The organism is Microbacterium sp. NPDC058269 (assembly GCF_042881445.1).
GTDB lineage: Bacteria > Actinomycetota > Actinomycetes > Actinomycetales > Microbacteriaceae > Microbacterium.
On sequence record NZ_JBHVXT010000001.1, the window covers coordinates 322,217 to 346,636 of the forward strand.

Sequence of the window (24,420 nt, forward strand, 5' to 3'; positions counted from 1 at the left end):
CTTGGTCCTCCTGGGCCCTCGCGCTGTTCGGGTTAGCGCTGGCTCGTCGGCACTCTGCTCTCGTGGCACGAATGTAGCTCGGGTACTTTGTGCGTTCTTGCCGTGAAGACGACGAGCCTGGAAGGCGATCTTCGCGGGTTCATCTCCAGCGGGCTTCTTCGCTGGCGACCTGACCGAGGTTACCGGAAGATAACGATCATGTCACCCTGGGAAACTGACAATCGTCGCAGAAGCCGACCGGCGTCGTTTCTTCACGTCGACATCGTCGCCGGATTTCGGGCGCGATCAGGCGGGTTCGCCTACCAGGAAGATGTGCGAGGCCAGCTCCACAGGGAGCTCGAGACCATCGTCTTTTCCATCCATCTGGATGAGGACGTACCCCTCGCTGAAGCGGAAGTCGCCGTGTGCTCCGGGCACGACGCCCGCGTCGCGCAGCTGCTCGAGCAGTTCAGGATCGACCTGAGCAGGTTCGGCCAGACGACGGACCGTACCCTCGACGGGCTCGCCCGCGGCATTGAGACGCTGGACAAGTCCGATGACGCCTTCGTCGAAGGTGCGAGCGGGCATGTCTCCGAGCTGGTCGAGTCCGGGGATCGGGTTGCCGTACGGCGACTCGGTCGGGTGCCCGAGCAGCTCGACGAGGCGACGCTCGACCTGCTCGCTCATCACGTGCTCCCAGCGGCAGGCCTCTTCATGCACGAACGCCCAGTCGAGCCCGATGACATCGGAGAGCAGCCGCTCGGCGAGACGGTGCTTGCGCATCACGTCGACGGCCTTGCGGCGGCCGGCGTCGGTGAGCTCGAGCGTGCGGTCTTCCGAGACGATGACGAGCCCGTCGCGTTCCATGCGACCGACCGTCTGCGAGACGGTCGGACCGGAGTGGCCGAGTCGCTCGGAGATGCGCGCGCGCAGCGGCACGATGTTCTCCTCCTCGAGTTCGAGGATGGTGCGGAGATACATCTCCGTGGTGTCGATCAGATCGGTCATGTGCAGGCCCTCCGAGGTTCTTAGGCAAGCCTACATTCCCGGGCGGACATCGGACTCGCGCGCGGTCCTGCGGCACGCCGCACGCCCCCTAGAATCGACGCATGGCGATCGAGATTCCCCGTGACCTCCTGCCCATCGACGGCCGCTTCGGCTGCGGTCCCTCGAAGGTGCGCCCTGCGCAGCTCGAGGCACTGGTCTCCTCGGGGGCGACGATCCTCGGCACCTCCCACCGTCAGGCGCCGGTGAAGAACCTCGTCGGCAGCGTCCGCGAGCAGCTCGCCGCCCTGTTCCGTGTACCTGAGGGTTACGAGATCATCCTGGGCAACGGCGGATCGACGGCTTTCTGGGACGCGGCGGCCTTCGGCCTCATCGAGCGACGCAGCCAGAACCTCGTGTTCGGCGAATTCGGGGGTAAGTTCGCCGCCGCAGCCGGCGCGCCCTGGCTCGAGGCCCCCGAGGTGCGCAAGGCCGAGCCCGGCTCGCTGACGGTCGCCGAGGTGGTGGAGGGCGTCGACGTGTACGCCTGGCCGCACAACGAGACCTCGACCGGCGTCGCCGCACCGATCCAGCGGATCGCCGCCGATGGCGCACTCACCGTCATCGATGCCACGAGCGCCGCGGGCGGTATCGACTTCGACGCCTCGCAGGCCGACGTCTATTACTTCGCTCCGCAGAAGAACCTCGGTTCCGACGGTGGCCTGTGGTTCGCCGCCGTCTCACCGGCCGCGGTCGAGCGCATCGAGCGCATCGCCGCATCAGACCGCTACATCCCCGAGTTCCTGAGCCTGAAGAACGCAGTCGACAACTCGCGACTCAATCAGACGCTGAACACTCCGGCGCTCACGACCCTGCACCTGCTCGACAGCCAGCTTCGCTGGATCCTCGACAACGGCGGTCTCGCCTGGGCGGCTGCCCGCACCTCCGAGTCGTCCTCGGTTCTTTACGACTGGGCCGAGGCCTCCGCCGTCGCGACGCCCTTCGTCACGGAGGCCGCGCACCGCTCCCCCGTGGTCGCCACGATCGACTTCGACGACAGCGTCGATGCTGCAGTGATCGCGAAGACGCTCCGCGCCAACGGCATCGTCGACACGGAGCCGTACCGCAAGCTCGGTCGCAACCAGCTGCGGGTGGCGACGTTCGTCTCGATCGAACCGGACGATGTGCGCCAGCTGACCCGATCGATCGAGTACGTGCTGGAGAACCTGGGCGCCTGAGCGCCTCGGGTCACTCCTCCTCGTCGACCTCGCCGGCGTCCTCATCGAGGGCGTCGGCGTCGTCGTCTTCCGACTCGTCCGACTCTTCGTCGTCGGCGCCTGCATCGTCGAGCTCGTCGATGTCGACGCCGTCCAGGTCGCCGGCATGCAGGATGTCCGCTTCGCCGTCGTCGTCGTCGTCGTCGAGATCGTCGTCGTCGAGATCTTCATCCTCTTCGGCGGCGAGCTCATCCTCCCCGGGCACCACGTCGTCACCGGCGGCCGCGGCGGCCTCGGCGAGTTCGACTTGATGCGCACGGTATTCAGCCAGGCGCTCGGCCCAGGGCACCCACTCCGGCGCGAGCAGCGCGCCGTCTCCAGGGAGGAGTTCGACTTCGAGGACCGTCGGCTCCTCGCCCTCGACACGGGCGACGGTCACCGTCCAGAACCACCCCGGGTAGCCGGCGAGCCGGTTCTCGAAACGCAGCGAGACCGAACCGTCTTCCTCAGCGAGATATCCGGCGGCGGGGCCGACGGTCGACGCAGGAGTGATCTCGGCCAGCGCGGCCAGCGCGAGGTCGTGGGCATCGAGGAGACGCGCGTCGGCGTCAGGCTTCGAGGTCATCAGCGACCTTGCGCAGGACGGCGGCGATCTTGCGACCCTGGCCGGATGAGGGGTAGCGACCCCGGCGCAGATCCCCGCCGATGCCGTCGAGCAGCTTCACGAGGTCTTCGACGATGATGGCCATGTCGTCGGCCGGCTTGCGCTTCGCCTTCGAGAGGCTGGGCGGCGCCTCGAGCACACGCACCGACAGCGCCTGGAGTCCGCGCTTGCCGTCGGCCACGCCGAACTCCACGCGCGCACCGGCCTTGACCGCGGTGCCGGTGGGCATCGCCGAGGCGTGCAGGAAGACGTCCTGGCCGTCATCGCTGGCGATGAAGCCGAAACCCTTCTCTTCGTCGTAGAACCTGACCTTGCCGGTGGGCATGGGAGAACCTCGCTGGGATCGATATGCAGAACAATGACGCGCTCCTGCGCGTGCCCCCAGCCTACCTGTCGCGGCGCGCAGAGCCGAAGGCCCCAGTGCGAGTAGGCTGATGCGGATGAGCACGCAGAATTCGGAACCGGAGGTTCCCATCCGCCGGCTGGATCGTATCCTGGCGTTCACCGCGCTCGGAATCGCCGCCGCGTCGGTGGTGTGCTTCTTCGCGATCATCATCGGCACCGCACTCGGGATGGGTCAGGCCGCATTCGGTGAGGGTGTCTGGCCGGTCATCGCCGCGATCCCGTACTGGGGACTGCCGGTCGCGTTCCTCATGATCATCGCGCTCCTCACGATGAGCTTCATCCGGAAGGGCCGCGCGTCTTCGCGTTCCTGAGGCATCGGCCATGAGCACTCACGCGCGACCGCTGGCGGATTGGCTGGCCGCGGCGAGCGACGATGACCTCCTCCACCTCTTCCGTGCACGAGCCGTGCGACCGGATGCCCCATGGCAGGACCTCTTCGATGCTGCGGAGGCTCTGCTCGATCCGGCCTCACTGACCCGCACCCTCCCCTCGCTCACGGCCTCGGAGGCGAACGCCCTTCTCGCTGCTGCCTCCGGACAGGATGCCGGACCGGAGCGGGAGCAGCTGACTGCGCTCGCGCTGCTGCGACCCGACGGGACCCCCTATCCGCCCGTGGTGGCCGCCATCACCGGACGCTCTGCCGCCCGCCCACCCTCGGAGGCCTCCGCGCCGCCCTCCTCGGTCACCGCCGCAGCGCACGCAGCGGAGCGCGCCTTCACGACCGTGTCCGTCCTCGCCGACGTGCTTCTGATCGCGAGGGAGAGCCCGTTCGCCCTGCTCACCGGTGGCGGCGTCAGCGCGGGGGAGAAACGTCAGCTCGCCGAGGCCGGGGTCCCCGCCGAGATCGTCGACACCCTCGCGGCGCTCGCGCTCCAGTCCGGACTCGCCGTGTCGGCGGATCGACGGCTGCGATCGAGCCAGTCCGCAGAGGACTGGCTGCGATCCTCCGCCGCCGACCGCTGGGCGGCCCTGGCCACGGCCTTCCGCGATGCTCTCCCGCGCGGCGTCCGCTCCGAGACCGGTGGGTGGATACCGCCACAGGCCTGGATCTCCGCGCACCCTTGGGATCCTGCGTGGCCCGAGCGTTCGCGCACCCTCCACGATGCGGCGGCCCTCCTCGGCCTGATCGCGGAGGACGGGAGCGAGCCCGAATGGGCCGTGGGTCTGCGACACGGAAAGGCCGCAGATCCCGAAGCACTCGTGGCACTGCTGCCGACCGAGGTCGATCGGATCTTCCTGCAGAACGACCTGACGGCGATCGCGCCCGGCCCGCTGGAGCCGGCGCTGGATGTGCGGCTGCGTACGATCGCCGCGCGTGAGTCCGCAGCGCAGGCGTCGTCGTATCGCTTCACCTCCGAGTCCGTGGCGCACGCGTTCGTCGCCGGCGAGACCGAGGAGTCGATCCTCGAATTCCTCTCCTCCATCTCTCTCACGGGACTCCCGCAGCCCCTGAGCTACCTGATCGCGCAGACCGCCCAACGGCACGGTCTGGTCCGCGTCTCGACCGACGACGAGACGGGACGCACGCGCATCGAGAGTTCCGACTCGCACCTCATCCAGGCGATGGCCGTCGACCAGTCCCTGCGCCCCCTCGCCCTCAGCCCGCACCTCGACTCGCTGACCACCCGCGTCGGCCGTGACACGGTGTACTGGGCGCTCACGGATGCGCGGTACCCGGCGACGCTCGTCGGCTCCGACGGAGCCCTGCTCGTCCGAGAGCGACACCCGGCTCCTCCTGCACAGGCATCGACCGGTGACTCCACCGATCTGATGCCCCTCATCGCTCGGCTGCGCTCGCACCAGGGAGCCGATGCGGATGCCGCGTGGCTCGATCGCGAACTCGAAGCGGCGGTGCGCGCGAAGTCCGTCCTGCAGGTCACGGTCGGGATGCCCGACGGATCCACGAGAGAGCTCCTCCTGGAGGCGACGGGTATCGGGGGCGGCAGACTCCGCGGACGAGACCGCGCGGCCGATGTGGAACGCACTCTGCCGGTGTCGAGCATCCTCACAGCGACGATCGTCGCGCCGTAGGGCCCTGCAGGTCAGTCGACCGCTAAACTGGTGAGCTATGTCTGATGGCCCACTGATCGTCCAGAGCGATCGCACCGTGCTGCTCGAAGTCGCCCACGCCGACGCCGAGAGCGCCCGCCACGAGCTGGCGATCTTCGCCGAGCTGGAACGCGCTCCCGAGCACATCCACACGTACCGGATCACGCGTCTCGGGCTGTGGAACGCCAGAGCAGCAGGCCACACCGCTGAGGACATGCTCGAGACGCTGGACCGCTGGTCGCGCTTCCCGGTGCCGCCCTCCGTGTCGGTCGACCTGCGGGAGACGGTGAACCGCTACGGACGGCTGGTCATCGAACGCGATGACGAGGGAACGCTCATCCTGCGCTCTTCCGACCCCGCCGTGCTGGCACAGGTCGCGAACAACAAGCGCATCCAACCGCTGCTCATCGGGCACCCGACGCCGGAGACGTTCGTCGTCGACGCCTGGGCGCGCGGGCAGATCAAGCAGGAACTGCTGAAGATCGGCTGGCCCGCAGAAGACCTCGCCGGATACACCCCGGGCACCCCGCACGAGATCGACCTCGCCGAAGACGGCTGGCACATCCGCCCCTACCAGCAGGATGCCGTCGACGCCTTCTCGAAGGACGGCTCCGGGGTGGTCGTGCTTCCCTGCGGCGCCGGCAAGACGATCGTGGGCGCCGGCGCGATGGCCGCGACCAAGACGACGACGTTGATCCTCGTCACGAACACCGTGTCGGCCCGGCAGTGGCGTGATGAGCTGCTCAAGCGCACCAGCCTCACCCCCGAGGAGATCGGCGAGTACTCGGGACAGGCCAAAGAGGTCAAACCCGTCACGATCGCGACCTACCAGATCCTGACCGCGAAACGTAAGGGCGAGTACGCGCACCTGGCGCTGCTCGACGCCCTCGACTGGGGTCTCATCGTGTACGACGAGGTCCACCTTCTGCCGGCACCGGTGTTCAAGCTCACCGCCGACCTGCAGGCGCGTCGCCGCATCGGTCTCACGGCCACCCTCGTGCGCGAGGACGGGCGCGAAGGCGACGTCTTCAGCCTGATCGGGCCGAAGCGCTTCGACGCTCCGTGGAAGCAGATCGAGGCGCAGGGCTTCATCTCCCCCGCCGCCTGCTATGAGGTGCGCGTCGACCTTCCGCCGAGCGACAGGCTCGAGTACGCCGCCGCGACCGACGACGAACGGTATCGGCTCGCGGCCTCCGCGCCCGCCAAGGTCCAGGCCGTGCGCGAGCTCATCGCGAAGCACGAGGGCGAGCGAATCCTCGTGATCGGACAGTACCTCGATCAGCTCGAGTCGCTTTCCGAGGCCCTGAACGCACCGCAGATCACCGGTGCGACCCCGGTCGACGAGCGCGAAGAGCTGTACCGCGCCTTCCGCGAGGGCGACATCTCGCTCCTCGTCGTCTCCAAGGTGGCGAACTTCTCGATCGACCTCCCCGAGGCCTCCGTCGCCATCCAGGTGTCCGGGTCGTTCGGATCGCGTCAGGAGGAGGCCCAGCGACTGGGCCGCCTGTTGCGTCCGAAGCAGTCCGGGCACACCGCGAGCTTCTACACGCTCGTCGCCCGCGACACGATCGATCAGGACTACGCGCAGAACCGCCAGCGCTTCCTGGCCGAGCAGGGATACAGCTACACGATCATGGACTCGGACGCGATCGCCGCCTGAGACTGGATCACGCGCGAGCGGACCGGCCGTGCAGCATGGTGCCGAGCTGATGTGTTCCGCTCGGGCCGGCGGGGACCGACGCTCCTCGCGCCGTCCGCGCGATTCCGAGTCTCGCCGCCCAGCGGTCGGCGAGCAGAGCGTAGACGACCATCGCCAGCGCTGAGGCGAACAGGTCGACCGCCGTGCCCGACGACGCGTTGGCGTCGACCAGCGTGACGGAGCCGAGCAGGAAGATGAGCACGTTGTTGACGATGTGCAGCGAGATCGCCGCTTCGAGCCCACCCGTGCGCCACGTCAGCCAGGCAGCGACGATCGCGAAAATACCCACGCTGGCCGCACCCCAGATGTCGTACCCGTGACCGAGGACGAAGATCGGAACGGGCAGGAGGATGGCGAAGGCCGGATGACGCAGCCAGCTCCCGACCAGCTGCATCAGATATCCGCGGAACACGTACTCCTCCGCCGCGGCCTGGAGCGGGATCAGCAGCAGCACGAGCAGCACCATGGTCCAGAGCCCCGGGTGGGAGAAGTCGGCCGACACGGTTTCGCCGCTCAGCGCCGACCAGCCCAGCACGACGGCGAAGTAGACGACGAACACGGTCAGCGCCAGCAGCAGGCTCTTTCCCAACCACGCCATCCGCAGGCGACCGGTGACGGAGGACAGCAGACCGACTCCGCGTCCCTCGACGATGCGCGAGGCCAGCAGCAGCGCGGGAATCATCAGGATCAGCGGCAGCACCAGTGCGACCAGCAGCCAGGGCCGATCGAGGTCGAAGAACTGCGAGGTCGTGAGGAGCGTCTGCGATTCGATGCCCCAGCCCGGGACGAACATCGACACGATGACCAGGGGCACGATCACGATCAGCAGGATCGCGATATAGAGCGCGACGCCGACCAGCCCGGTCAGCAGCATCCGCCACCAGCGATATCGCGGCCGCAGGTGCGCCAGCCGGTGGTAGGCGATCTGCTCGACCTCGGGCAGGGCGCGTGCGGCGGGGACGCCGGGGATGACGGTGTTTCCGGGGGCGGCGTGGGCGTCCTCGTTGGAACTCATACCTCGATCCTCCCCGGTACAGCTGTGCGGCGCATCCGACCGCGGGACGAACTCTGTTCTCGACGTCCGAGGACGGTGTGTTCGACGGGGCCCGACCGGGCCAGTCCACGCCGTTCCGCACAATAGTCAGCATCCACATGGCCGGAGTCACCATAATGGGGACATGACTGCTCCGCGCATCCTGGTCGTCGACGACGAACCCAACATCCGTGACCTGCTCTCCACGGGGCTCAGCTTCGCCGGATTCCAGGTGAAGACGGTCGCCAACGGCGCCGCCACGATCTCGGCCGTCCTCGAAGAGGAGCCGGACCTCATCATCCTGGACGTCATGCTGCCCGATATGAACGGGTTCAGCGTGACCAAGCGCCTTCGCGGCGCGGGCTTCACCGCCCCGATCCTCTTCCTCACGGCGAAGGACGGGACCGAAGACAAGATCGAGGGCCTCAACGCCGGCGGCGACGACTACGTCACGAAGCCGTTCAGCCTTGACGAGATCGTCGCCAGGGCTCAGGCGATCCTCCGCCGTACGATGCAGGCCGACGAGGAGTCGATCATCCGCGCCGGCGAGCTCTCCATGGACCAGGACACGCACGACGTCCACGTCGGCAAGGAGCCGATCGAGCTCAGCCCGACCGAGTTCAAGCTGCTCCGTTACCTGATGCTCAATCCGAACCGCGTACTGTCGAAGGCCCAGATCCTCGACCACGTGTGGGAGTACGACTTCAACGGCGATGCCGGCATCGTGGAGAGCTACATCTCGTACCTCCGTCGCAAGATCGATCCGCACACCGAAGAGTCGCTGATCCAGACCAAGCGCGGCTTCGGCTACATGCTCAAGGTCGGCAAGACGGTCTGACGACCACCGCACCACCATCGACGCCGCCCCGCGGCGGAGTCGCCGCACCAGGGAGGACCGCATGGCGCACAAGCCCGATGCGGTCACAAGCTGGTGGCGGCGCATCAGCCTCCGTGCGAAGGTCACCGGTGTCACGGTCGCGGTCCTCGCCCTCGGCCTCCTCGTCGCGGGTATCGGCACGGTGCCGATCCTGCGCAACGCCCTGGTCGCCAACATCGACGCCCAACTGCCCGCCCTCGTGTCGAGCGACCTGGTCGATCGCTACTTCGACACCGTGACGGTCGATGGGGTCACGACCTACAGCCCCCGTGACGAGCAGCCCCGCGACTTCTCCTTCGCGATCTACGATGCGACGGGCGAGCTCCGAGCGACGGCACGCGGCACGTCGGGCCAGGCTCCTCTCTTCCCCTCGCAGTACTCCCTCGCGAAGGCCACAGCCAACACCGATCAGATCCCGCTCGAGATGACGGGATCCGACGGCGAACTCTTCCACGCTGCCGTCGCCGTCGTCCCCTCGGAGGGCGGGGTCCTGCGCATCCAGCTGGTGGCTCTTCCCCTCGCCCCTGCGGATCGCATCATCAGCCAGTACTTCGGCATCTACATCACGATCGCGCTGATCACGATCCTGATCGCCGCCCTCCTCACCCGCGGACTCGTGACCCTCACCTTCCGCAGGCTCGGGCAGGTCGAGGCCACGGCCATGTCGATCGCGGCCGGCGACTTCCGGCAGCGACTGACCGACCTCGAGCCGACTACGGAGGTCGGCCGGCTGAACACCGCTATCAACACGATGCTCGATCGCGTCGACCGGTCGCTCGCGCAGCGGGACCGCACCGTGCAGCACATGCGTCGCTTCATCGGCGACGCGAGCCACGAGCTGCGCACTCCGCTGGTGAGCGTCCGCGGTTACGCGGAGCTGTATCGGATGGGGGCGATCAAGGGCGAGGAGGACACCGCCCGCGCCATGGAGCGCATCGAGAAGGAGGCCATCAGGATGGGTGTCCTGGTGGAGGATCTCCTGGCGCTGGCCCGGCTGGACGAGGAGCGCGAGCCGGAGATCGTGCCTCTCGACCTGCGACCCATCGCGAGGGATGCCGCGCTCGACCTGCGCGCCGCCGCCCCGGGGCGCACGGTCACGGTGATCGACCGCACCGCAGACAGCAAGACCGTGATCCCTCTGCCGGAGATCCCGCCGCTGCAGCCTCCGCAGCCGCCGGCCCCGCGCGGGTTGTCCCGCACCACCCTCTCGCGCCTGCGCCGACGCCCGCGGCAGCAGGAGCAGGCCCCCGTGATCGACTTCACCGAGGTCCCCGATCTCCCGGTGCGCACGCCGCCGATCGTGCTCGGCGAAGAGAACAAGGTGCGTCAGGTCGTCACGAACCTGCTGGGCAACGCCCGCCGCTTCTCCCCCGAAGACGGACCGATCGAGATCGTCGTCGATTCGGACCGTGTCGCAGGGACGGCGAGCATCGCCATCGTCGATCATGGCGAGGGGATCCCGCCGCAGATCCGGGAGCAGATCTTCGAGCGCTTCTGGCGGGCTGACACCTCGCGCGCGCGGGAGACCGGAGGCTCGGGTCTCGGACTCGCGATCGTCGCGTCGATCCTGAAGGCACTGCACGGCGGGGTCGACGTATCGGAGACCCCGGGGGGTGGGGCGACGTTCACCGTGACGCTTCCCCTCGCACCGGCACGGGCCACTCCGGCACACCTCCTCGAAGACACGCAGCCCCTGGACCGCATCGACCTGCCCTAGGCCCTGCCGGTCGACCTGCACTTCTGCACCGCCGTTGTCGTGCGCCGGTTGCACACAGCGGACGGCGGCTCCCGCCATGACCGAAAATCTCGGTGCCGGCGCCCGCCTAGCCTCGGAACTCCAACGAGAAGGAGTTCCCATGTCTGTCTTCACCGTCGACACCGAGGCCGTCCATGCGGCCCACGGCGCGACACGCGCCACCATCGAGCGTTTGCAGAACGAATCCGCGACCCTGATGGCTCAGCTCCGGCAGCTGCAGTCGACCTGGTCCGGCACGGCCTCCAACGCCTTCCAGACCTGCGCGGAGCAGTGGCAGGGCGCACAGATCCACGTGGAGCAGGTGCTCGAGTCGATCGGCACCTCCCTGGGGTCGGTCGCGACCCAGTATGCGGACGCCGATCAGTACTCCGCCAGCCTGTTCCGCTGACGCCCTCGCGCCACCAACGCAGAACGCCCCCGGCCGAAGCCGGGGGCGTTCTGTCAGGAGAGCCGGATCAGAAGTCCATGCCACCCGACGGGTCACCCATCGGAGCAGCAGCCTTCTCCGGCTTGTCGGCGACGACGACCTCGGTGGTGAGGAAGAGGGCCGCGATCGAGGCTGCATTCTGCAGCGCCGAACGGGTCACCTTCGCCGGGTCGATGATTCCCGCAGCGAACATGTCGACGTACTCGCCAGTGGCCGCGTTGAGGCCCTGACCCGAGGGAAGCTCGGAGACCTTGTTCGCGACGACACCCGGCTCGAGACCGGCGTTCAGCGCGATCTGCTTGAGCGGAGCCTCGATCGCGACGCGGACGATGTTCGCGCCGGTCGCCTCGTCGCCCGAGAGCGAGAGAGCGTCGAGAGCCTTGGTGCCCGACTGGATGAGCGCGACGCCGCCACCGGGGACGATGCCCTCCTCGACGGCTGCCTTCGCGTTGCGAACGGCGTCTTCGATGCGGTGCTTGCGCTCCTTGAGCTCGACCTCGGTCGCGGCTCCGGCCTTGATGACGGCGACGCCACCGGCGAGCTTCGCCAGGCGCTCCTGGAGCTTCTCGCGGTCGTAGTCGCTGTCGGTGTTCTCGATCTCGCGACGGATCTGCGTGACGCGACCCTCGATCTGGTCCGCCTCGCCGGCACCCTCGACGATGGTGGTCTCGTCCTTGGTGACGATGACCTTGCGTGCACGACCCAGCAGGTCGAGCGTGGCGTTCTCGAGCTTCAGGCCGACCTCTTCGGTGATGACCTGACCACCGGTGAGGATCGCGATGTCCTGCAGCTGCGCCTTGCGGCGGTCGCCGAAGCCGGGAGCCTTGACGGCGACCGACTTGAAGATGCCCTTGAGCTTGTTCAGCACGAGCGTCGCGAGAGCCTCGCCCTCGACGTCCTCGGCGATGATGACGAGCTCCTTGCCGTCCTGGATCACCTTGTCGACGATGGGCAGGAGGTCCTTGATGTTGGAGACCTTCTGGTTCGCGATGAGGATGTACGGGTCCTCGAAGACCGCTTCCTGGCGCTCCGGGTCCGTGACGAAGTAGGGGTTCAGGTAACCCTTGTCGAAGCGCATGCCCTCGGTGAGCTCGAGCTCGGTGCCGAACGTCTGCGATTCCTCGACGGTGACGACGCCCTCCTTGCCGACCTTGTCGATCGCCTCGGCGATGAGCTCGCCGATGGCGGGGTCAGCGGCGGAGATCGAAGCCGTGGCGGCGATCTGCTCCTTCGAGTCGATCTCCTTGGCGCTGGCGAGCAGCTCCTCGGTGATCGCGGCGACGGCCTTCTCGATACCGCGCTTGAGCGAGATCGGGTCGGCGCCGGCTGCGACGTTGCGCAGACCCTCGCGGACCAGAGCCTGAGCGAGCACCGTGGCGGTCGTGGTGCCGTCACCTGCGACGTCGTCGGTCTTCTTGGCGACCTCCTTGACGAGCTCCGCGCCGATCTTCTCGTACGGGTCGTCCAGCTCGATCTCCTTGGCGATGGAGACACCGTCGTTCGTGATGGTGGGGGCGCCCCACTTCTTCTCGAGAACGACGTTGCGGCCGCGCGGGCCGAGGGTGACCTTGACCGCGTCGGCGAGGATGTTCAGGCCGCGCTCGAGGCCGCGGCGGGCCTCCTCATCGAAAGCAATGATCTTTGCCATGAGTTTTTTCGTCCCTCCTGGACGTAGACGTTGGGTTTAGCACTCAGAGTAAGAGAGTGCTAACGCCATTCTGGCACTCGACACCTTCGAGTGCAAGCCGCCGGAGGCGCGGCGTTCCCGAGGTCAGGGGGCCGGAGTCTCTCCGGGCGTCTCGGGCGGCGAGCTCGATCGATCGAGGCCGATCACCACCGTGAACTGCTTCTGCCCGTCCTCCGTCTGACCGGAGTAGTAGTCGCTCTGCTGCACGGCTGCACCGCCGAGGAGGTTCGCCAATCCGATCGCAGCGAGCTCGTCCTCGTCATTGACGTAGAAGACCGTCGTGGTCGCGAAGTCCTGACTGGAGCTGTCGCCGGCGAAGACGGTGCCCGCTGCCCATCCGTTGTTGATGAGCACTTCCCGCATCTGGGTGTCGAGCCCCTCATCGGGCGTGCCGTTGAGGATCATCACGGAGATCGAGGTGTCCACCACGCCGGTCTCGACCGGGGTGGGGACGGAGGTGGGTGCGGCTTCGGGGAAGAGGGAGATGCGCCCCATCACCACCAGGGAGCCGAAGATCCCCGCGATGATGAGCACGAGGGCGGCGACGAAGGACCACAGCAGCACGACCCAGCCGTTCATCCCCGGAGCTTCGGCGCGGTGCGCTCCTACCCGTCCGGAGGAACGGGGAACGTCATCGAAGCGATCGCGGGAGGGCTTGGACACCCCTCGATGCTAGCGGCACCTTCCTGGCAATCCGTTCCGCGGCACGGAACACCCGACACCGAAGGCCGTCGACGGATCCCCTCAGCCGACGAAACCCGGCGTTCGGGCCGAGCGCTGTCTGGCACGTGAATCCCGGATCCGACGCAGTCTCCGCACCAGCATCGGGTCGTATTCCAGGGCGGCCTCCGACTCGATCAATCGCCCGAGAAGCTGGTAGTAACGAGCCGAGCTCATGCCCAGCTGGGCGCGGATGACCTCTTCCTTGGCCGAGCCATGGCGGGGCCAGGCGACCTCCATGGCGAGGATCGCGCGGTCGCGCTCCGTGAGATCTCCGAGCATGAGTCCAGGTTAGGACGCAACCGTCGGGAGGTCCGTGCGCCACTCCCACCAGCCCCCGAGCGGATCCGCGGCCGCGCGCACTCTCCCGTCGAGTGCGACGACGAACCCCCTCCAGGTGTCCGCATCCACCGTCGGATTCCAGACATCGAGCAGACCGGGAGGATCGATCGTGATCCAGCGCGCGTCCAGAGCGGAGATGCGCTCGACCAGCGTGTTCCTCCGCTCGCGCGGGATGTGCGCCAGCACACCGGGAGTGGTGATGACGAGCGTCGCATCCGGCGGTGCCGTGGCCGCGAGCGCCTCGAGCTCCTCGACGGCATCGCCGGCGACGAGCAGGGCAGGATCGGATGCAGCGATGTCCAGCGCGGCGTCGATCCGCTCCTCCCGCCCCGTCTCCCCCGGCCACACGAGTCCGCGCATCCATCGCCGGTCCCGTTCGTCCCCGGGGTCGAGCGGCGCCAGATCGATTCCCGCCCGCCAGACGACCTCCGGTATCCGCAACGGCGGCAGCGGGCCGGTCACTCTGCTCTCGAGCACGACCGTCGACGGCCCGCCTGCAGGGTCGAGCGCGACCCGGAGCCCTCCGTCCTCCTCTACGAACCGATACGAGTAGCGGTCGGGATAGAGGCAGAGGCCCGCTGACGCTCCGACCTCCAGCAACGCGATCGGACCGCTCACCTCGGACAGCACGGGGAGCAGCGCAGCGAGGCGGAGCGGCTCGTTGGTCTGCAGACTGCGGCTCGCGCACTCCTCGACCACCTCTTCGGCATTGCGGAGCACGAAGTCCCGCCATCGCGCATAGCCCGAGAGCCCGGCCCCGAGCATTCGCGTCACGGCGAACACGAGGGGCGGCTGCCTCCGCGTCTCCGGAATCCGCAGCAGGACGCGCCGCACCTCGTCGTCGGCCGCAACGCCGGCGGCCCACTCCGCGTAGACGTCGCTGCGTCCGGGGGCCTCGTCACGGGCGAATCGTGCGTAGCGCTCCTGCACAGCATCCGTCATCCGTCCATTGTGACCCGGAGCACCCGAGACCTCTTCACACGGGGGAGAATGGAGGCGACTCAGGAGGACACATGTCGTACAGCGTGGACAAGACCGAAGACGAATGGCGCGAGGAGCTCGGCGATGAGCAGTACGCCGTGCTGCGTCAGGCCGCAACCGAGCGGGCCTGGACCGGCGAACTGCTCGACGAGGAGCGCGCGGGCCTCTACACGTGCGGCGCATGCAACGCCGAACTCTTCAAGAGCGGCACGAAGTTCGATTCCGGATGCGGGTGGCCGAGCTTCTACGAGTCGATCCGTCCCGACGCGGTCGAGCTCATCGAAGACGACAGCCTCGGAATGGTACGCACCGAGGTGCGCTGCGCCAACTGCGGATCTCACCTCGGCCACGTCTTCCCCGACGGGTTCGGGACACCGACGGGCGACCGCTACTGCATGAACTCGATCGCCCTGAACTTCACCCCCGACGCGTCGTGAGCGCCCTCGACGCCGTCCGCGCGCGGCAGTCCTGGTCGAAGGTCGAAGACTCGGCGCCGACTCGCGACGAGCTGCTCACATTCGTCGCCGCGGCCGGTCGCGTCGCCGATCATTCGTCCCTGCGCCCATGGCGGCTGATCGAGCTGCGTGGCACCGATCGCGAGGTGCTGGGTGCGGCGATCGCCAAGACCCAGGGCGACTCCGCCCCCTCGTCGAAGCCGCTTCGTGCTCCGCTCCTCATCGCCGTCGTCGCGAGCTATCAGAAAAGCGAGAAGGTACCGCGGTGGGAGCAGGAGGCCGTCGCCTCCGGGGTCGCGCACACGCTGAGCCTGCTCCTCGACGAGGCCGGCTGGGGCGTCATCTGGCGCACGGGCCACTACACGCGCGCCAAGGCGGTCGCGAAGGCACACGGCCTCGGCAAGAACGAGGAGCTGCTCGGCTGGTTGTACGTGGGGCGCAAACCCGAGGGCAGGAAGCCGGGCCGACGCAAGACCGTCGATGCCCGCAAGCTCGTCACCCGCATGCCGAAGTCGAGCGCGAAGAAGTCGAAGAAGAAGTAGCCCGTCAGCGCCGACGCCGCCACGGCACGGCGACGACGACCGACGCCACGGCGACGACGACCATCGCGAGGACCTGCCAGAGCGCGGGGCCGGCTGCCGTCGGCCACAGGAGGTCGATCACGACCGACGTGACCAGCTGCCCGAGCACGGACCCCAGACCCATCAGCAGCACACCCGTCTGGGCCACGATGAACGTGCCGAGGAGGATGTATCCGGCTCCGAGGAAGCCTCCGAGGTAGAGCCAGGGCTCGGCGGGCAGTGCCGCGGGGGCACCACGGAAAGCGATGCTCACACCCGACGCCAGCGCGAGGACCACGGTGCCGGCGATGAAGCTCATCAGCGTCGCCGCCAGCGGCGAGCTCGCGCGCTGAGCCAGCCGCCCGTTGGTCGCCGCCTGCCATGCGATGCCGACGCCCGCTGCGAAGGGCAGCAGGAGCATCCAGAGCGGCGCGGACGCCAGCACATCGCCGGAGAGCGAGATGCCGACCGCGGCGAGCGCGAGCAGACCACCGAGCACCCGACCGGGCGTGACCGCGACGACTCCGGCCGGTCCGAAGCCGATCCGATCGAGCACGAGACCGTGCAGGGTCTGCCCCGCCACCACTCCGACGGAGAACAGCGAGACACCGAGAACACCGGCGGTGAGGCCCTGAGTGGAGACGGTGAGCGCACCGCAGACGCCCCCCAGCAGCATCCAGAACGGGATCGTCTGCTGGCGGATGCCGGCCCGGAGTCTCCCCACACCCCGTCGAGCGGACGGGAGACAGGAGATGACGACCGCGAGCGCCAGAAGCCCCACGGAGAAGGAGAGGAACCCGGCGACGATCCCGTCGTCGACGCGCACCCCCAGCACACCGTTGATCCGCGCCTGGATCGCTGTCATCACGCCGATCGCGACCGCACCGCCGAGCGCCACCGGGGCGGGAAGTCGACGGGGCTCTGGCACCTGTCGACCCTACCCGAGCCGGTGGCCGCTCCCTTCCCCGCGAATGTCGGAGCCCGGCGCTACGCTGGCGGCATGTGCGCGAGCTACGGTCTCGATCCCCAACTAGGCATTAATCAGGTAAGACAGTGTCGGTTCGACGTGAGGAGCTTCTGATCTGCGCGAGTTATGGCTTGGATCCGCGGTTCGATGACCGCGAGTATCGCGATGCTCTCGATGCGGACGTGCTTGATGGCCTGCGTTCCTGGGCGTCCGGCAACGACGGTGAGATTCTCCGCCCGACCGGAGTGAATCTCCGTAATCTGAACCCTATCGTCACGGGATCGTCGACCCTGGAACTGGGGTGGTGGGGGTATCTGGTCGGTGGGGCTCCGGCGCGCTTCGCCTCTATCAACACTCGATCCGAGCGTCTTGCAAACGTGAAGGGCCCGCTCCCTGACCGTGCAATCGTTCCGATGTCGTTCTGGCGCGAGATGTCCAAGCCTTCACGGGTCTGGCACCATTTCGCCACCGTGGATGATGCCCTGCTTGGCGTTGCCGCGGTGACGCGCCATGGGCTCGCGAGCGATGGGACTGAATACACGTGTTACAGCCTTGTGATGCAGCCAGCGTCCCCGCACCTCGAGCACGTTCACGACCGAATGCCTCTCCTGATCAACCCCGGCCTCACTGAGGACTGGTTGACAGCGGAGAGTCGAGGCGGAGAGTTGATCGACGCAGCTATCGCCGCCTCGGTGCCCCTCAACGAGCGGATTCGGGTCACTCCCGACTCTGCCGACAAGAGTGCAGGCGCGGACGATCGACTCTTCTAGCTTGAGGCTCCAGTTGCATCATTGTTGCTTCTAATGCAACATGGGTGAGTGCCTGAGCTGACTTCCTTGCCGGTTCCTTTCCAACTGCGACAAAACGTCGTACCGCTGCACGCGGAGCAGTACATCTTCGACGTGATGCTGGAGGCCTGGGCGGAACAGCAGAAGAGTCGCGGGTTGGAGCGCCGGACCATCGAAGTTCGCATGAAGTTTCTTCGCCGGTTCCAAGGATTCGCGGAGAGTTACCCGTGGGAGTGGACCTCGTCAGATCTGGAGGCGTTCAGCGTTCATGCGGTTTCTGGGCAGGCGCCCTTGGCGAAGTCGACGTTGCGCGCCTATCAGACCATGGTGCGGATGTTCTGCGACTACCTCGTTGATGACCGGTATGGGTGGCGACAGGTCTGCAGCGATCGCTTCGGTGCCGCGCCTGTGCAGATCTGTCACGACTGGAACACTGTTGTCCACCTCACTGAGTACGAGGGTCGTCCGCAGCGCCGGGCGTTGACTTATGACGAGCTTGAGCAATTCTTCGCGGCCGCTGACGAGCGCGTACTCCGTATCCAACAGGCGGGGAGGAAGGGCGCATTGTCGGCCCTGCGCGACTCAGTGATCTTCAAGACGACATATGCGTTCGGTCTTCGCCGCGCGGAGACGGTGGGCCTCGATGTCCCGGATCTCCGCTCGAACCCCTCTGCGCCGATGTTCGGCACCTGCGGGGCAATCTATGTCCGGTGGGGCAAAGGATCGCGAGGTTCAGGACCGAGGCGTCGCACTGTCTTGGCGTTGCCGGAGTACGCGTGGGCGGTCGAGGGTCTCCTTCAGTGGTTGAAGACCGATCGTGCGCACTACGGTGCCCCATTGTCGGGACCGGTGTGGCCCACAGAGCGCGCCACGCGCGTCTCCTTGCGGTACTTGGATCTGAGGTTCGCGGACATTCGCGACGAAGTGGGGCTACCAAAGGAGCTGAGCCTGCACGCACTGCGCCATACATACGTGACGAATCTGATCGAATGGGGATACTCCGAACGGTTCGTCCAGGACCAAGTCGGACATGCCTATGCATCGACCACCGCGATCTACACTTCGGTCGGCGACGATTTCAAGAACAGGGTCGTAACGCAGGCCTTGAGCCGCCTCTACGGGAGCACCGATGACGACAAGCAACTCTGAGCATCAGGTCCAATGGAACTTGCGGGCAGTGATGGCCGCTGCAGGAATGTTTCACACCACGGACCTGCGTGAGCCGCTGCAGGCGCAGGGAGTGAATCTGTCTCGCGAGCAAGTTTTTCGTCTGGTAACCAAGACGCCGGACCGGTTGAACATGACGGTCCTCGCAGCGCTCTGCCGGATCTTCTCTTGCACTCCGAACGACCTCATCGAATTGCGGGCGGCCGCCCCCTCTACGAAACGTAGGGCGAACGGAACCGCGCCCACTTCCGGCGCGATCGGGACGCTGCGCCCTGTCCCTGCGCGCATTCACCGCCCGACTGATCAGAAACAGTGACCGGCCCCGCACCACACTGCGATCGATGCCACCGCGACGTGATCTCTCGGTATCAACTGCTCGGTGGGCAGATCTGCAATCCGTGCTACTCCTGGCTCCGACGCCACCCGAAACCCTGTCCGCGGTGCGCGCAGGTGCGGGTACTCGGCCATCTCGACAGCACGGGACTCATCGTCTGCTCTGCGTGTATCGGACAGCCTGGACGGTTTGGCTGTCGGACATGCGGGAGCGAGCGGCTGCTGCAGGGATCACAGTGCGCCCCATGCCGGCTCGATCATCGACTGCGCCTACTCCTTGACGACGGTACTGGCAACATCGCCGGCCCTCTCGAACCGTTGCACGCCTACCTGCTCGCTTTGGGTGGTAGCGAAAGCGTACTGAAATGGATCCGTCGGGAACCGGTCCCCTCCACCCTGCGAGGTATGGCCACTGACTCTGCATGGATCTCTCACAGCACAATCGACCGCCTCGAACAGTCCACAAAGGTTCGCTACCTCCGGCGCACACTTATCAGCGCCGGGGTCCTCCCCGAGATCGATGTTCTCCTCCACGACCTGGACGTCTACGCACACCGCCTGCTCGCCAGGATGCCCACCGCACACGCCGTTCTTGTCGGAAGATACTTCCGTTGGAGTCTCGCACCCGCCATTCGTCGGATGCTCCACAACCGCACGATGACCGCAGGCATCTTTAGCGCCCGACGAGGCCAGCTGCGTCAGATCGCAGACTTCCTGCAATGGCTCGACCAGAACGGCATGACGATGCAAACGGTCGATCAACCAGCGATCGACCGATTCGTATCCGGCAACAAGACGCGTCAGCAGGTCGGGCCGTTCGTGACCTGGGCGGTCAAAGAAGGTTTCGCACGGGACGTGAGCGTGACTCCGGTACGAAGCAAAGCCACAGTGGCCCACCTCTCAGACGACGATCTCTACGAACTGACCGAGCGGGTGTTCATGCATGGCGCTCTTCCGCTGCCCGTGAGGTTGATCACGCTGTTCAGCCTGGTCTTCGCTCAACCCGTCGAAGCGAGTGTCGCCCTGACCCGGGAACAAGTTCATGAGTCCGCATCGCAGATAGCGGTCACCTTTGCGAAAACGCCGATCGCCCTCCCCGCCCGGCTTGCGGCCCTCGTCCGCCAACACCTGGAGGAACTCGATGCTCGACGCCTTCACCACCCCAACGAAATGGGATGGCTGTTTCCGGGCACGATGCCAAATCAACACTTGACGCCCTCGGCAATCGAACGCGTCGCGTCACAGCACGGCTTCAGTCTGCGACATTTCCGCGCATCACGTCTACAGCACTTCGCACAGACCATCCCCGCCTCAGTGGTCGCCGACGTTGTCGGCGTCACCACCAACACCGCTTATCGACGCAGCATCGATGCCGGCGGCAGCTGGCGCCACTACCCCGGCCTACGACAAGACACCACCAACACGCAATCCCCACACACGTTCCACAGGCTCGACCGCAACAGGCCCACCACGGAAACCGGTAGTCCCTAACGCGCGACATCCACTAATCCGAAATGCGGTGCGCATCGGGGCGATGCCCACCAGGTTCACGCCGCACCGCACGGTGCCTGGTTTCGATCTAACTCATGTCCTGAATGAGTACGGGTCTGGCAAGCAAGATGTTCTCCTGGTCTGGTGACCGCCAGATGTCCCTGGCGATTCCGGTTACCCGGGCTCGGGAGAATGGCCGCCGTCGTTCCCATGTCTGTGCGTACCCTTCATCGCGGATCAGAGCGCTCCTGGCGCGATCGGTCATCCAAGATGCCCTCAACGCCTCCTCCCCGTCCCGCGGCGCTCCGAACCACAACTCGCTCTCGCGGATGTCCTTCTGAATTGAGTCGTCGTCGCCCAGCTCCAGCTCCCAGCTGAGCAGCCGCCCAATGGGGCCGGGATCAGATGGATAGTCAAACCCGATCTCGAGGCCATCTTCGCCCGCTCCGCTCCAGGGCTTGTTCACGACGTTGTCCCGAGATCCGACCATGATCAGCTTCAACCCGGCTTGGCCCTCCGCCGCGGCCGGCAGAGTTGCGGTGGCCCAGAACGCGCGGATCTTCGATACATGATGTTCCATCTCGCCGTGATGCCCGAAGGACATGAAGGGCATGATCCCGACGTGCAGATCACTGGTCATCAGGTCGAATACCTCGCCGGCGTTCTGCACGCTCCACCCGTCACGCCGGATCCCTCGACCTGACTTCCTGGCTCGCTTGAGCGCGAAGTCCACTTGATCGCGAGCCCCCGGGCTCTCCGCAAGCGCCCGGCTCCTCCCGAACGAGAGCCCGTGGAGGCCGAGGCTTCCGCTTGATGTTGCGGTGCTCGTCGCGAGCCGTCCGTCATCGATCTCATTCAGAGCCCGTTCAGAGAAGTAGAACATGCCGCCATTGTGCCGCCTTCGCCAGACATCGGGAACTCACGCGACACGCCGGGCACATGCTGGTTCGGTTCGAACTCCCGAATGCCCAATAACGTGATGAACAAACGGCATTTGCCGTTACATCGTGTGCGTGCATGCCGAAACTCGGGTGCCATCTCAACGAGGAGCATTATGAGTCCGGCCCCTTGGCCCATCGAAGTAGTCAACGTGTCGGACCTGCGCTTGGACCCGGATAACGTGCGGATCCGGGTGACCTCGCCCGTGGACCAGACAGCCATCCTGAACTACCTGTATCTGAACGATGATGTCGACGAGCTCGCTCACGACATCCTCCGTGATGGTTACATCGACAACGAGATCCCCGTTGTGGTCCGCGACGGCCACGGGATCGCAGTGATGGAAGGAAACCGCCGCGTGTCGGCGTTGAAGGGCCTCCTTAAGCCCGCGGATGTGCCGGCACGGGAGAGCCAACTCGACCGCCTCTTGCGTCGATACCCGGGCCAGGACGTTCCCAACAGCATTCGCGTTATGGTCGCTCCCGATCGCGAAGCGGTGCAGCCTTTGCTTGCCCGTCTGCACACCGGTAAGTCGAAGAAGCCGTGGGCACGCGAGCAGCAGGCCACGTTCTACTACGCGCAGTATGAGGGCGGGAAGACCGTGGCAGAACTGCGCCAGCAGTATCCGGTCGCACCGGGCCTCGTCACACGGTTCATCAGGATGGGCGAGATGAACGTTCTGCTACGTAAGCTGAGGTTTGACGATGATGAGTTGCGAAAATGGGCTCTCGGGAGTCTGACCATGAGTGCTTTCGAGTACTCATACAGCAAGCAGGATATTCAGCAGGCGCTCGGAATCGCATTCACCAGCGACGGGCTGCTCACCAGCAAGGACATCACACCGGGCCTCCGCGCGGGGCTGCTCTTTCTCATCGAGGGCTACCGCTCGGGAGTTCTCAGTACCCGTTCTCCTCAGCTGCGCGCGTCCGACCCCGCTCACGAAGCGTTCGCTGCACAGTTGACCCAGATCGTCGCAGAGGCAGACGCCGCCGAAGCACCGACGCGCGGCGATGTGCCCCCGGCTCCTGGACGCCCATCAGGTTCAAGTGCGCCGCCGCGCGGAAATGCATCCCCCAAACCTGGTGGCGATCAAAGCGGCGGCGGTTCGACGCCCCCTGCTGCGCCTGCCCCTGGCGAAGGCGGCGGCCCCTCGACCGGTGGACGTCCGCGACCCACGCGAGGCCAGGTCAAGCGCAGGCTGGATCTCACCGGCATCGATTACCGCAAGGCCTCACCGGGCCTGCGCCGCCGCTACGAAGAGCTCGAACGGCTTGACCTGGACTGGGCCCCCAACGCGACCTACGATCTGCTGCGCACTGTCTTGGAGTGCACCATCAAAGATTTCTTCGAGCGGTCTGGAAACAACCCGCTGCAGGAGCGCGCTCAGCTCGGCGACTGCATCCGAGAGATGCTCAAGTACTTCGACCGGACGGGACCGTCACCCGACTCGGAAATGATGAAGTGCCTCACCTCGCTGAACCAGCGCAACCGGACGCGGCAGGACCAGTTCATCGGCACCGCTGAGTCCTTGAATCATCAGAACCACAGCCCGAACGCCTGGGTCGAGAAAGCGGACGTGCATGCGGGCTGGGATCGAATGTTCCCGCTGCTCAAGCGGTTGCTGTCAGAGTTGACCTGAGCTGCTCCATCCGCTCAAGCGCCCTCGCAACCGGATCGGAGACGACGATCAGCTCTCGGGCCTTCTGTTTCCGGTAACCCGAATAGTTCAATTCGTACTGCCAGTGGTGACGAGATGCGTACTCAGCGATGACCACCGGCGACATGTCGTAGGTCAGTACCCAATTCCCGGCGGCCGCCGCGTTGACCGTTGCCGCGAGCTCAGCGTGGTCCCGGTGGTCGAACGCGTTGAGGTACAAGCTGCCCCCCATGTCGACGTAGGGCGGGTCGATGTACACGAACGCATTTGGATCTGAAGCGTATCGGGTGATCACATGCTTCCCATCCTCATCCGTCACCGTGATCTGGTCGCGCAGCGCCCCAATCGCTCGGATTCGATCAGCAAGCTGCGACCTGTTGAACCGAGCGTCAATCAGGTACTTTCCGGTCTGCGCCTTGCCACCGATCACACCGGCGTTCAACACCCCCGAGCGATTTGTCCGATTGAGGTAGAAGAAAGCAAAGCCAAGAGCGAGACGGTCCCGTTCGTCTCGCATCTTGTACAACTCGCGCTGTTTGCCCCATTCTTCGAGATTCAGAGGAGTTTCCAGAACGCGCTCGACGAACTCGTCGGTGCGCTCCAGCACCATCGTCCAGAACGAGAACACCGCCGCATCGATGTCATTGACGACAAGCGACGCGACTCGCCCATTCAGGAGAAGCTCGACGCCGGCACCAACTCCACCCGCAAACGGCTCAACATACGTGGGCGACTCGAGATCGAGCCCGTCGAGCACTTCCGCGAAGAACCCGGCGAGGACTGCTTTCCCTCCCGGATATCGCAGCGGACTCGCCGCCGGGCCGATTCGCTTTGTCGGAAGCAGCAGGGTATCCATCAACTCGCCTTCTTCTCAGTCCGATGTGCAGCAACTCGGCATCGCGTGGAGCAATACAAAGCACTGCTCTTCGCGTAGAACTCTTCCTGGCAGCGACGACACTGTCGCGCTCGACCTGCTCGTTTCAGCGACTCTTGGCGTAGCTGAGATCGGAGCAGATTCAGCTCGAGATCAGTGAGGCCTGCCGGTGCCGGCAGGTGCCCTGTTGACAACATGTAACGATTATACCCGTTACAAAGAGCTCACAGAAGAGACGCGCCGCGGGCTGCGTCGACGTCGAGGCGTCGTTGATCAGCGTGGCTAGCGCCATGCCGGGCCGCCGCCATCTGGATTGAGGAGGTTCTCGGTTGCGCTGCGGGACGGCAGTCCGAGCCACCGGCGCGGACT

Annotated in this window: 25 protein-coding genes; 14 read left to right on the forward strand and 11 right to left on the reverse strand. The window is 66.2% G+C overall.

Annotated elements, in window-relative coordinates:
- Positions 1–285: 285 nt before the first annotated feature.
- Entirely contained in the window at positions 286–987 is a 702-nt protein-coding gene (locus tag ACFVWL_RS01505) for an iron dependent repressor, metal binding and dimerization domain protein (RefSeq protein ID WP_387177661.1), read from the reverse strand.
- A gap of 101 nt (positions 988–1,088) precedes the next feature.
- On the opposite strand from ACFVWL_RS01505, the gene serC reads away from it, so the two are divergent.
- Positions 1,089–2,201: a phosphoserine transaminase gene (gene serC / locus ACFVWL_RS01510; protein ID WP_387177663.1), complete on the forward strand. Its 1,113-nt coding sequence runs from the start codon at positions 1,089–1,091 to the stop codon at positions 2,199–2,201.
- A gap of 10 nt (positions 2,202–2,211) precedes the next feature.
- Here serC and ACFVWL_RS01515 read toward each other — a convergent pair whose 3' ends face one another.
- Positions 2,212–2,805: a DUF3027 domain-containing protein gene (locus ACFVWL_RS01515; protein WP_387177665.1), complete on the reverse strand. Its 594-nt coding sequence runs from the start codon at positions 2,803–2,805 to the stop codon at positions 2,212–2,214.
- Positions 2,789–3,169, reverse strand: a complete 381-nt coding sequence (locus ACFVWL_RS01520; RefSeq protein WP_387177667.1) for a cold-shock protein — start codon at positions 3,167–3,169, stop codon at positions 2,789–2,791. Before ACFVWL_RS01520 ends, ACFVWL_RS01515 begins: the two co-directional genes overlap by 17 nt.
- Positions 3,170–3,284: 115 nt before the next feature.
- On the opposite strand from ACFVWL_RS01520, the gene ACFVWL_RS01525 reads away from it, so the two are divergent.
- Genes ACFVWL_RS01525 through ACFVWL_RS01535 form a run of 3 tightly spaced genes read left to right on the forward strand, consistent with a single transcriptional unit; the run spans position 3,285 to position 6,958 of the window.
- Positions 3,285–3,560, forward strand: coding sequence for a multidrug ABC transporter ATPase (locus ACFVWL_RS01525; RefSeq protein WP_387177669.1), 276 nt, complete (start codon positions 3,285–3,287; stop codon positions 3,558–3,560).
- A 10-nt stretch (positions 3,561–3,570) separates the two neighbouring features.
- Positions 3,571–5,280: a helicase-associated domain-containing protein gene (locus ACFVWL_RS01530; protein WP_387177671.1), complete on the forward strand. Its 1,710-nt coding sequence runs from the start codon at positions 3,571–3,573 to the stop codon at positions 5,278–5,280.
- A gap of 37 nt (positions 5,281–5,317) precedes the next feature.
- Positions 5,318–6,958 carry a DNA repair helicase XPB gene (locus ACFVWL_RS01535; protein ID WP_387177673.1) on the forward strand — a complete coding sequence of 547 codons (1,641 nt, stop codon included), beginning with the start codon at positions 5,318–5,320 and terminating at the stop codon, positions 6,956–6,958.
- 7 nt (positions 6,959–6,965) lie between these two features.
- Here ACFVWL_RS01535 and ACFVWL_RS01540 read toward each other — a convergent pair whose 3' ends face one another.
- Complete coding sequence (locus ACFVWL_RS01540) at positions 6,966–8,012, reverse strand: CPBP family intramembrane glutamic endopeptidase (protein WP_387177674.1); 1,047 nt, start codon at positions 8,010–8,012, stop codon at positions 6,966–6,968.
- 163 nt (positions 8,013–8,175) lie between these two features.
- On the opposite strand from ACFVWL_RS01540, the gene ACFVWL_RS01545 reads away from it, so the two are divergent.
- The 3 genes from ACFVWL_RS01545 to ACFVWL_RS01555 all read left to right on the forward strand — a co-directional run bounded on the left by ACFVWL_RS01545 (position 8,176) and on the right by ACFVWL_RS01555 (position 11,051).
- Positions 8,176–8,868, forward strand: coding sequence for a response regulator transcription factor (locus tag ACFVWL_RS01545; protein WP_021199050.1), 693 nt, complete (start codon positions 8,176–8,178; stop codon positions 8,866–8,868).
- 61 nt (positions 8,869–8,929) lie between these two features.
- The gene (locus ACFVWL_RS01550) at positions 8,930–10,624 is read left to right on the forward strand and encodes a sensor histidine kinase (protein ID WP_387177676.1); all 1,695 of its coding nucleotides are present in this window, start codon (positions 8,930–8,932) and stop codon (positions 10,622–10,624) included.
- Between the two features lie 139 nt (positions 10,625–10,763).
- Complete coding sequence (locus ACFVWL_RS01555) at positions 10,764–11,051, forward strand: WXG100 family type VII secretion target (protein ID WP_387177678.1); 288 nt, start codon at positions 10,764–10,766, stop codon at positions 11,049–11,051.
- Positions 11,052–11,118: 67 nt separating this feature from the next.
- On the opposite strand, the gene groL is transcribed toward ACFVWL_RS01555, so the two are convergent.
- The 4 genes from groL to ACFVWL_RS01575 form a co-directional block, all read right to left on the reverse strand.
- Entirely contained in the window at positions 11,119–12,738 is a 1,620-nt protein-coding gene (gene groL / locus ACFVWL_RS01560; protein WP_387177680.1) for a chaperonin GroEL, read from the reverse strand.
- A 123-nt stretch (positions 12,739–12,861) separates the two neighbouring features.
- Complete coding sequence (locus ACFVWL_RS01565) at positions 12,862–13,440, reverse strand: LytR C-terminal domain-containing protein (protein ID WP_387177682.1); 579 nt, start codon at positions 13,438–13,440, stop codon at positions 12,862–12,864.
- Between the two features lie 81 nt (positions 13,441–13,521).
- On the reverse strand, positions 13,522–13,779 hold the full coding sequence (locus ACFVWL_RS01570; RefSeq protein WP_387177683.1) for a DUF3263 domain-containing protein: 258 nt from the start codon (positions 13,777–13,779) through the stop codon (positions 13,522–13,524).
- A gap of 9 nt (positions 13,780–13,788) precedes the next feature.
- The gene (locus tag ACFVWL_RS01575) at positions 13,789–14,781 is read right to left on the reverse strand and encodes a DUF2332 domain-containing protein (protein ID WP_387177685.1); all 993 of its coding nucleotides are present in this window, start codon (positions 14,779–14,781) and stop codon (positions 13,789–13,791) included.
- 71 nt (positions 14,782–14,852) lie between these two features.
- Between ACFVWL_RS01575 and msrB the strand changes: the two genes are divergently transcribed.
- Both msrB and ACFVWL_RS01585 read left to right on the forward strand, forming a co-directional pair.
- Entirely contained in the window at positions 14,853–15,257 is a 405-nt protein-coding gene (msrB, locus tag ACFVWL_RS01580; RefSeq protein ID WP_387177687.1) for a peptide-methionine (R)-S-oxide reductase MsrB, read from the forward strand.
- Positions 15,254–15,817: a nitroreductase family protein gene (locus ACFVWL_RS01585; protein ID WP_387177689.1), complete on the forward strand. Its 564-nt coding sequence runs from the start codon at positions 15,254–15,256 to the stop codon at positions 15,815–15,817. The genes msrB and ACFVWL_RS01585 overlap by 4 nt, the downstream gene beginning before the upstream one ends.
- Before the next feature lie 4 nt (positions 15,818–15,821).
- On the opposite strand, the gene ACFVWL_RS01590 is transcribed toward ACFVWL_RS01585, so the two are convergent.
- Positions 15,822–16,733 (reverse strand): DMT family transporter, encoded by a 912-nt coding sequence (locus tag ACFVWL_RS01590; RefSeq protein ID WP_387180895.1) that lies wholly within the window; start codon positions 16,731–16,733, stop codon positions 15,822–15,824.
- A gap of 200 nt (positions 16,734–16,933) precedes the next feature.
- Between ACFVWL_RS01590 and ACFVWL_RS01595 the strand changes: the two genes are divergently transcribed.
- From ACFVWL_RS01595 to ACFVWL_RS01610, 4 genes are all read left to right on the forward strand, one after another.
- Positions 16,934–17,572 carry an SOS response-associated peptidase family protein gene (locus ACFVWL_RS01595; RefSeq protein ID WP_387177691.1) on the forward strand — a complete coding sequence of 213 codons (639 nt, stop codon included), beginning with the start codon at positions 16,934–16,936 and terminating at the stop codon, positions 17,570–17,572.
- Positions 17,573–17,620: 48 nt separating this feature from the next.
- Positions 17,621–18,739: a tyrosine-type recombinase/integrase gene (locus ACFVWL_RS01600; protein WP_387177693.1), complete on the forward strand. Its 1,119-nt coding sequence runs from the start codon at positions 17,621–17,623 to the stop codon at positions 18,737–18,739.
- The gene (locus tag ACFVWL_RS01605; protein ID WP_387177695.1) at positions 18,720–19,073 is read left to right on the forward strand and encodes a helix-turn-helix domain-containing protein; all 354 of its coding nucleotides are present in this window, start codon (positions 18,720–18,722) and stop codon (positions 19,071–19,073) included. Before ACFVWL_RS01600 ends, ACFVWL_RS01605 begins: the two co-directional genes overlap by 20 nt.
- Positions 19,074–19,495: 422 nt before the next feature.
- Complete coding sequence (locus tag ACFVWL_RS01610; protein ID WP_387177697.1) at positions 19,496–20,581, forward strand: hypothetical protein; 1,086 nt, start codon at positions 19,496–19,498, stop codon at positions 20,579–20,581.
- Between the two features lie 88 nt (positions 20,582–20,669).
- Here the strand turns inward: ACFVWL_RS01610 and ACFVWL_RS01615 are convergent, their stop codons facing one another.
- Complete coding sequence (locus ACFVWL_RS01615) at positions 20,670–21,464, reverse strand: hypothetical protein (RefSeq protein ID WP_387177699.1); 795 nt, start codon at positions 21,462–21,464, stop codon at positions 20,670–20,672.
- A gap of 207 nt (positions 21,465–21,671) precedes the next feature.
- On the opposite strand from ACFVWL_RS01615, the gene ACFVWL_RS01620 reads away from it, so the two are divergent.
- Positions 21,672–23,159 carry a hypothetical protein gene (locus ACFVWL_RS01620; RefSeq protein ID WP_387177701.1) on the forward strand — a complete coding sequence of 496 codons (1,488 nt, stop codon included), beginning with the start codon at positions 21,672–21,674 and terminating at the stop codon, positions 23,157–23,159.
- On the opposite strand, the gene ACFVWL_RS01625 is transcribed toward ACFVWL_RS01620, so the two are convergent.
- The gene (locus ACFVWL_RS01625) at positions 23,131–24,033 is read right to left on the reverse strand and encodes a DNA adenine methylase (protein ID WP_387177703.1); all 903 of its coding nucleotides are present in this window, start codon (positions 24,031–24,033) and stop codon (positions 23,131–23,133) included. The two genes, ACFVWL_RS01620 and ACFVWL_RS01625, sit on opposite strands and share 29 nt — an antisense overlap.
- Between the last annotated feature and the right edge of the window lie 387 nt (positions 24,034–24,420).

Excerpts from the sequence above, each read along its gene's own strand:
- ACFVWL_RS01505 (WP_387177661.1), bottom strand. The coding sequence starts at position 987 with ATGACCGATCTGATCGACACCACGGAGATGTATCTCCGCACCATCCTC.
- serC (WP_387177663.1), top strand. The coding sequence starts at position 1,089 with ATGGCGATCGAGATTCCCCGTGACCTCCTGCCCATCGACGGCCGCTTC.
- ACFVWL_RS01515 (WP_387177665.1), bottom strand. The coding sequence starts at position 2,805 with ATGACCTCGAAGCCTGACGCCGACGCGCGTCTCCTCGATGCCCACGAC.
- ACFVWL_RS01520 (WP_387177667.1), bottom strand. The coding sequence starts at position 3,169 with ATGCCCACCGGCAAGGTCAGGTTCTACGACGAAGAGAAGGGTTTCGGC.
- ACFVWL_RS01525 (WP_387177669.1), top strand. The coding sequence starts at position 3,285 with ATGAGCACGCAGAATTCGGAACCGGAGGTTCCCATCCGCCGGCTGGAT.
- ACFVWL_RS01530 (WP_387177671.1), top strand. The coding sequence starts at position 3,571 with ATGAGCACTCACGCGCGACCGCTGGCGGATTGGCTGGCCGCGGCGAGC.
- ACFVWL_RS01535 (WP_387177673.1), top strand. The coding sequence starts at position 5,318 with ATGTCTGATGGCCCACTGATCGTCCAGAGCGATCGCACCGTGCTGCTC.
- ACFVWL_RS01540 (WP_387177674.1), bottom strand. The coding sequence starts at position 8,012 with ATGAGTTCCAACGAGGACGCCCACGCCGCCCCCGGAAACACCGTCATC.
- ACFVWL_RS01545 (WP_021199050.1), top strand. The coding sequence starts at position 8,176 with ATGACTGCTCCGCGCATCCTGGTCGTCGACGACGAACCCAACATCCGT.
- ACFVWL_RS01550 (WP_387177676.1), top strand. The coding sequence starts at position 8,930 with ATGGCGCACAAGCCCGATGCGGTCACAAGCTGGTGGCGGCGCATCAGC.
- ACFVWL_RS01555 (WP_387177678.1), top strand. The coding sequence starts at position 10,764 with ATGTCTGTCTTCACCGTCGACACCGAGGCCGTCCATGCGGCCCACGGC.
- groL (WP_387177680.1), bottom strand. The coding sequence starts at position 12,738 with ATGGCAAAGATCATTGCTTTCGATGAGGAGGCCCGCCGCGGCCTCGAG.
- ACFVWL_RS01570 (WP_387177683.1), bottom strand. The coding sequence starts at position 13,779 with ATGCTCGGAGATCTCACGGAGCGCGACCGCGCGATCCTCGCCATGGAG.
- ACFVWL_RS01575 (WP_387177685.1), bottom strand. The coding sequence starts at position 14,781 with ATGACGGATGCTGTGCAGGAGCGCTACGCACGATTCGCCCGTGACGAG.
- msrB (WP_387177687.1), top strand. The coding sequence starts at position 14,853 with ATGTCGTACAGCGTGGACAAGACCGAAGACGAATGGCGCGAGGAGCTC.
- ACFVWL_RS01605 (WP_387177695.1), top strand. The coding sequence starts at position 18,720 with ATGACGACAAGCAACTCTGAGCATCAGGTCCAATGGAACTTGCGGGCA.
- ACFVWL_RS01610 (WP_387177697.1), top strand. The coding sequence starts at position 19,496 with ATGGCCACTGACTCTGCATGGATCTCTCACAGCACAATCGACCGCCTC.
- ACFVWL_RS01615 (WP_387177699.1), bottom strand. The coding sequence starts at position 21,464 with ATGTTCTACTTCTCTGAACGGGCTCTGAATGAGATCGATGACGGACGG.
- ACFVWL_RS01625 (WP_387177703.1), bottom strand. The coding sequence starts at position 24,033 with ATGGATACCCTGCTGCTTCCGACAAAGCGAATCGGCCCGGCGGCGAGT.